Here is a 6,480-nt window from a genome sequence, read left to right on the forward strand (position 1 = left end):
ATGGTACGATGTGATATGAGGTGTACCATGATTCAAAATAGAAAAAGGTTGTTTTTTGCTGTGAAGGGGGATTTCCAATTTGAAGAAGGAAGCATTTGCATTTCGTTTTCATCATTCTGATGTGACATTGCCGGCCCAAATATGGTCTGTTGGCTGGGAAGTGCAATCATCTTCGCTGTACAGCTGGAATGGAGTAGAGCGGAAGGATCAGGGCAAGTGCATCTTTCAGCTCACACTGTCTGGACATGGCATGATTGAAATCGGACAGAAGCGATTCAAAGTATTGCCTGGACAGGCCTTTCTCGTGAAAAGCCCAAGTGCCTATCAATACTATTTTCCAGAAGACAGTGAGCATTGGGAATTTCTCTATTTGACCCTTTACGGGGAAGCTTGCGATCTTTGCTTTGATCAATTTATGAATCAAGGAAAGCAGGTCATACGTTTTCATCCAAATTCCAAACCGATCCGCCTGCTAAAGAAAATCTATGATGAAGCCAGTGAAAGACGGATCACCAATCCATTTGAGGGATCTAGCCTTGCTTATCAATTTGTCATGGAACTGTATTCATATTTGCCAAAGCTTGAAGGACAAATGGAGAAATGGCCTGAACCCATCGTCCAAGCGGCCTTGTTTGCAAGTCATCATTTTCACGAGGAAATCGGCCCTGACGACATGGCAGTTGCGGCACGTTTATCTAAAAGTCATTTTACGAGGGAATTCAAAAAGGCAACTGGCTTCACACCGATTCACTATTTAACCAATATTCGTTTAGAAAAGGCGGAAACGTTATTAAAAACAACGAAATACTCGATTGAAGAAATCGCCATACAGTGTGGCTACCGAAACGCGAATTACTTGAATAAAGTTTTTCGAAAGAAAATCGGCATGTCTCCAAAGCAACTGCGGGAAACAAGCGATGCATAATAAAAAGCAGCCGCTTTTCAATTGGCTGCTTCTTTTACGCTTTCGTCAGGTCAACACGAATTCTCCCTTGTCTTAAAACAATGGTCATTTGCGTGTCAGGGGTCATTAAATTTTCTAAAATGTCCGTTGCCGTTTGAAGCGCAATGTCCATTCGGTTGATCTTTTCCTTTTCTTGTTCAGAAAACGCTTCTGGATGTGCGGTCATTTCTTTGACTAGCCTCAACACTTGTTCATGCTGCTTTTCTGTTTGTTGATACACGGCATCATATAATACGTCTGGCCTGCTACTCATTTCACATCACCTATCTTTTTCATGTGTTAAATCGCATCTTCTTTTGTTTTCTTGAACACGAACCATTTACTGGCGACATAATTGACCACGACAATCACAAAGTTAACAAGGATTTTTGCGACGGTTTCATTGAGCGCCATTTGGCTCACAAATAAGATCATCAGCCCCAGATCTACACCTAGAGACATGAGACGGACACTAAAAAATGAAGAAAGCTCACGCATGAGGCTTTTTGTGTCACGAGCCTTTTGCTTGAAGACATACTTCTTATTGGTGATATAAGCAAAGAGAACAGCAAATACCCATGAAACAACCGTTGCTGTTTTATAATCCATGGAAAACATCTCAACGAATAAATAGAAGCTGACTATGTTGACAATGGTTGTACACACACCCATGACCAGATACATGACAACTTCTTGATACTTTTGAAAAAGGCTATACATGTCTTTCTTCATTCCTTCTTGGTGAATTCTGTTTCTTTTAGAATACCATCTGAAGAAGAACTTCCCAAACGAACAATATGTACGTCCTGCAAAGATGAAATTTGTTCTAACTGATGGCATATGTCAACCTCATCGGTTTATATGAGTCAAACGATTTAGGTCTTTATCATTATTTTAATTTATAATCTTTTAACTGACTTTACAATTGTTTATTATTAGAAGTAAGAAATCAATATTTTTGGGTTTTTTAGTCATTTTTTTAGGGACGTGGTAGGTGATAGATTTTACAAAATAGGTTAAATGTCATCATTTTTCGACAAAAATCTATTTTTGTGCTGCATTCACACACACGTACAGTTACTAGACGGTTTGTTCAAGTCATTGGTTGCAGATGAATATGTCTTATTGAACTGGAGGATATTATGGATACGCAAGTGAAAAGAAGAGTTGACGAAGAGTGGGTTTATTTGATTCAGGAAGCGAAAAAAATTGGACTAGGCATCGAAGAAATACAAGCTTTTTTAACATCCAACGGTGATCAGAAGATGATAAACAAACCGTAAATCAACGCCGTTATCCTTTGTCTTTCAGATTGCTTTGGCTAAAAGTTCTGACCTGTCAATTGACCTTTTGAAAATCCTTTCATGACAATACGCTACAATAATTGAACACCTCATCATACCAATCCCTTCCACTCAATGGGGTTCTGTCTTTCTATTTTAGGAGGACAGTCCGTTTCCCGTTCTTTATATGATTCCTTTTTAACCGCCATTCATGGAAAGTGCCCTTCCTTCGTTATAAAACCAAGCTTCCCACCCATATATTAAGCATGAACACAATACGAAGAAAGAAAGGCGGGTGGAGCGTGAGTTCAGATTCCCTTTCCTATTATCACCACAAAAAGGATCAGTATTATCACGGTGTGAATCCTGTCATCGTCAGCCGTATTCATGAGGAATGGACATCCATTTTGGATATCGGATGCGGCACAGGCCAGCTTGGAAAAGTCCTAAAACAGCAGGGCCGGGCCATATACGGGATTGAAGCTTTTGAGGATGCGGCAAAGCAGGCTGAACAGACGTTAGATCATGTTTTATGCGGCAATATTGAACAGATGGCTCTTCCTTATCGGGATGAACAGTTTGACTGCATGATTTTCGGAGACGTCCTCGAACATTTATTGGACCCGTGGGCTGCTTTAAAAAAGGTCAAACCCTTTCTTAAAAAGGAAGGAGTCATCCTGGCATCCATTCCGAATATTGGTCATATTTCAACGGTTTTAGAATTACTAGCCGGAAAATTTTCTTATACAGATGAAGGGTTAATGGATCAAACACATTTACGTTTCTTTACCCTTCATGAAATTCATGCACTTTTTCATTCAGCGGGATTTCATATTCGAGAACTCGAAACCATTCGCGTACAGCATCCTTCCTATGAGGCCGTAATGAATGATTTGCATGAATTACTTGTGAAGCATGGCATCCGTTTCGATTTTAACGAGGCAGCAACAGCCTATCAATACGTGGTTGAGGCCGTTCAGTTCAATGGATAACCCCGCCATCTTATTTGTCCTATGCGTGAATGATGAGTCAATGTTTGAAGCTTGCTTCCGGCAGCTCGCTTCCCTTCCTGCTCCGCATGGGTATCATGTCGAGGTCTTTCCCATTAGACAGGCTTCAAGTATGGCCTCTGGATACAATGAAGCCCTCTCTCATCCCGCTCAATTTAAAATTTATCTTCATCAGGATACACTGATCGTCAAACAACATATGCTTCTAGAACTCATTCCGCTTTTTTTACAACATCCATCACTCGGCTTACTTGGGGTGATAGGTGCAGAAAGTGTGCCTGACAATGGGATTTGGTGGGAAAGCCATAATTGCAGAGGAAAAGTGATAGAGTATCGTCACGACACCTATCAGCTGCTTTCGTTTGAATCACGTCATCAACAAACGGAGAAACAAGATTATTTGAAAGCTTCGGCTGTTGACGGTCTTTTTATGGCGACTCAATATGACATGAAGTGGCGTGAGGATCTGTTTGACGGCTTTCATTTTTATGATGTGTCACAGTCATTTGAGTTCGCTCAGCAAGGGTATGAGGTTGGGATTGCGAAACAAGAAGAACCTTGGTGTATACACAAATGCGGAGATCATTTTGACGCTGAAGCATATGAAAAAGCGAGACAAACATTTCTTGCGAATTATCGGTAGAAAGCACCCTTTCCGGGTGCCTTTTTTATGATATACTGTCATAAACAGCCAGATTGTCTCATATGCATTGGAGTACCTTGTCCCTAATTCGTACAAAGGAGGAAACAATGGCAGACAAAAAAGTTCATTATAAGAAGGTTGCCGCTTCAGAGGATTTCAGAAAACTTCTTGAGGAAAAACGCAGATTTATCGTACCGTTGACGATTTTCTTTTTTCTCTTTTACTTTTCACTTCCGGTTGCTACATCCTACTTCACCTTTTTGAACGCGCCAGCAATCGGGGCGATCACTTGGGCTTGGTTATTCGCCCTCACACAATTTGTCATGACATGGGTTTTATGTGGGCTTTATGCGAAAAAAGCAGCTCAGTTCGACAAATATGTAAGCGCTTTAAAAGTTGAATCGAGAGGTGATGACGAATGAGCATGACCGCTTTTATTTTATTCGTAGCGATCGTAGGGCTCACATTGGTCATCACATATTTTGCTGCGAAAAAAACAAGCAATGCAAGTGATTTTTACACAGCAGGCGGCGGCCTTACAGGGTTTCAAAATGGTCTTGCCATCGCTGGTGACTATATGTCTGCTGCTTCATTTTTAGGGATCGCCGGAATGATCGCCTTAAATGGATTTGATGGCTTCTTCTATAGCATTGGCTTTCTTGTAGCATATCTTGTCGTCCTTTATGTCGTGGCTGAACCACTGCGAAATCTAGGGAAATATACAATGGCCGATATGATTGCTGCACGATTCAAACGGCCTGCCATTCGAGGCGTTGCTGCCTTTAACACCATCACGGTCTCTACTTTTTATATGATTGCACAGCTTGTAGGAGCAGGGGCATTAATTAAACTGCTGCTTGGCATTGATTATTGGATCGCTGTGTTAATCGTGGGTGTCTTGATGACCATTTATGTTGTGTTTGGCGGTATGATCGCTACCAGCTGGGTACAGATCACGAAGGCTGTTCTCCTAATGCTCGGAACGTTGATCATATCACTGCTTGTGTTTGCAAAGTTTGATTTTAGTTTGCTGAAGATGTTTGAACAAATGAAAACAGCGACCCCGCTCGGTGAAGCTTTCCTCCATCCGGGGAATAAATATGATGTCCCTTTAGAAACATTGTCCCTTAACCTTGCCCTGGTGCTTGGGACGGCAGGTTTGCCGCATATTTTGATTCGTTTTTATACGGTTAAGGATGCGATTTCTGCGCGGAAATCTGTCCTTTCAGCCACTTGGATCATCGGGATTTTTTATTTAATGACGGTGTTTCTTGGCTTCGGTGCCGCTGCCTTTGTCGGCACAGAGGCCATCACAGCAGCGGATGCAGCAGGAAATATGGCCGCACCACTGCTTGCACAAGCTCTTGGAGGAGATTTCTTATTTGCCTTTGTTTCTGCCATCGCCTTTGCGACTATATTGGCTGTGGTGACGGGATTAGTGCTTTCCGCAGCGTCTGCTTTTGCCCATGACTTTTATAGTCAGATCATCCGTAAAGGGAAAGCGAGCGAACGGGAACAAGTTAAGGCAGCACGCTTTGCTTCCATTGGCGTGTCTATTCTCTCTATTGTCCTTGCGTTATTTGCTCAATCCTTAAACGTCGCTTTTCTTGTATCACTTGCCTTCGCCGTTGCAGCAAGTGCGAATTTGCCATTGATCATTTTCACGGTCTTTTGGAAACGATTCAATTCTACTGGCGCTATAGCAGGAAGCTTAACAGGTCTTTTGAGCGCACTCATCATCGTATCGCTCAGCCCAAGCGTCTGGGACCCATCAGGGGGAGCCATCTTCACAGGAGAGCCGCTCATCCCGCTGTCGAACCCTGGGATTATCTCTATCCCTCTTGGATTCCTTGCGGCTTACTTAGGCACCATTTTCTCCTCTGAAAAAGCAGATGAAGACACCTTTACAGAAATTCAAGTAAAGGCACATACAGGCATGCATATGGATACTGATTGATCAGAAAAGCCGGCTGCTCTGCCGGCTTTTTAATATCGCTGGAATAACTCTGGGTTTTTCGGAACATTTTCTAAATAAATGATCTTCCCTTGATCGTCCAGCCCCGCAATATCAATTCCTTCTGCTGTATATAAACGGCCATCTTTCAGCTTTCCACAAACGGCCCAGTTTGTCTCATACTTTCCATCTTCTCGTTTTACCCAGCCATCCCACATATGCTTAATGTCTTCATGTACATGAAAGAACGTGTTTAAAAATTGTGTAAACTCTTGGATACCAGGCTTCTCGGCACCATTTAAGACAATCATGACATCATCCGAAAATAGCGCCAGCAGTTCGTCCATTTGCTCCTGTCCTTTTCCCGCCTCATCATATCGGCGAAAATACGTTTCGAGCACTTCCATCATTCATTCTCCTTTATTTACCTGTCATTTCGATAAAAATCGAATAATAAGATTGTACACAATTGTTTCTCCCCTGTCCATTTTTCACCCGGATCAGAAAAAACATGGATTGAATCAATCCATGTCCAGATTGTTGACAAAGGGCTAAAATGATCTTTATTTTAGCCCTTTGTCTTCTTTTCAGCGTGAGCTGAAAACCTTTGCAGTCTAGGAAGGAAGATTACCGGAGCGGAGCGAATT

Annotated in this window: 9 protein-coding genes; 6 read left to right on the forward strand and 3 right to left on the reverse strand. The window is 42.1% G+C overall.

Going from position 1 to position 6,480, the window contains the following annotated elements; translation table 11 throughout:
- The first annotated feature begins 79 nt into the window (after nucleotides 1-79).
- Entirely contained in the window at nucleotides 80-925 is an 846-nt protein-coding gene (locus tag BA1_RS12810; RefSeq protein WP_008359630.1) for an AraC family transcriptional regulator, read from the forward strand.
- A 34-nt stretch (nucleotides 926-959) separates the two neighbouring features.
- Here the strand turns inward: BA1_RS12810 and BA1_RS12815 are convergent, their stop codons facing one another.
- Nucleotides 960-1,217 (reverse strand): hypothetical protein, encoded by a 258-nt coding sequence (locus tag BA1_RS12815; RefSeq protein WP_008359632.1) that lies wholly within the window; start codon nucleotides 1,215-1,217, stop codon nucleotides 960-962.
- Nucleotides 1,218-1,243: 26 nt separating this feature from the next.
- Nucleotides 1,244-1,627, reverse strand: coding sequence for a GtrA family protein (locus tag BA1_RS12820; protein ID WP_012011676.1), 384 nt, complete (start codon nucleotides 1,625-1,627; stop codon nucleotides 1,244-1,246).
- Nucleotides 1,628-2,085: 458 nt separating this feature from the next.
- Here BA1_RS12820 and BA1_RS12825 point away from each other — a divergent pair, with 458 nt between their 5' ends.
- From BA1_RS12825 to BA1_RS12845, 5 genes are all read left to right on the forward strand, one after another.
- Nucleotides 2,086-2,226: an anti-repressor SinI family protein gene (locus BA1_RS12825; protein WP_008345506.1), complete on the forward strand. Its 141-nt coding sequence runs from the start codon at nucleotides 2,086-2,088 to the stop codon at nucleotides 2,224-2,226.
- A gap of 302 nt (nucleotides 2,227-2,528) precedes the next feature.
- On the forward strand, nucleotides 2,529-3,218 hold the full coding sequence (locus tag BA1_RS12830; protein ID WP_008359637.1) for a class I SAM-dependent methyltransferase: 690 nt from the start codon (nucleotides 2,529-2,531) through the stop codon (nucleotides 3,216-3,218).
- Nucleotides 3,211-3,879: a glycosyltransferase family protein gene (locus BA1_RS12835; protein ID WP_008359639.1), complete on the forward strand. Its 669-nt coding sequence runs from the start codon at nucleotides 3,211-3,213 to the stop codon at nucleotides 3,877-3,879. Before BA1_RS12830 ends, BA1_RS12835 begins: the two co-directional genes overlap by 8 nt.
- Before the next feature lie 107 nt (nucleotides 3,880-3,986).
- Entirely contained in the window at nucleotides 3,987-4,301 is a 315-nt protein-coding gene (locus BA1_RS12840) for a DUF485 domain-containing protein (protein ID WP_008359643.1), read from the forward strand.
- Nucleotides 4,298-5,836 carry a solute symporter family protein gene (locus tag BA1_RS12845; protein ID WP_008359646.1) on the forward strand — a complete coding sequence of 513 codons (1,539 nt, stop codon included), beginning with the start codon at nucleotides 4,298-4,300 and terminating at the stop codon, nucleotides 5,834-5,836. The genes BA1_RS12840 and BA1_RS12845 overlap by 4 nt, the downstream gene beginning before the upstream one ends.
- Nucleotides 5,837-5,865: 29 nt before the next feature.
- On the opposite strand, the gene BA1_RS12850 is transcribed toward BA1_RS12845, so the two are convergent.
- Complete coding sequence (locus BA1_RS12850) at nucleotides 5,866-6,240, reverse strand: nuclear transport factor 2-like protein (RefSeq protein ID WP_008359648.1); 375 nt, start codon at nucleotides 6,238-6,240, stop codon at nucleotides 5,866-5,868.
- Between the last annotated feature and the right edge of the window lie 240 nt (nucleotides 6,241-6,480).

Origin of the sequence: Bacillus xiamenensis, from assembly GCF_000300535.1 — a bacterium.
Taxonomy (GTDB): Bacteria; Bacillota; Bacilli; order Bacillales; family Bacillaceae; genus Bacillus; species Bacillus xiamenensis.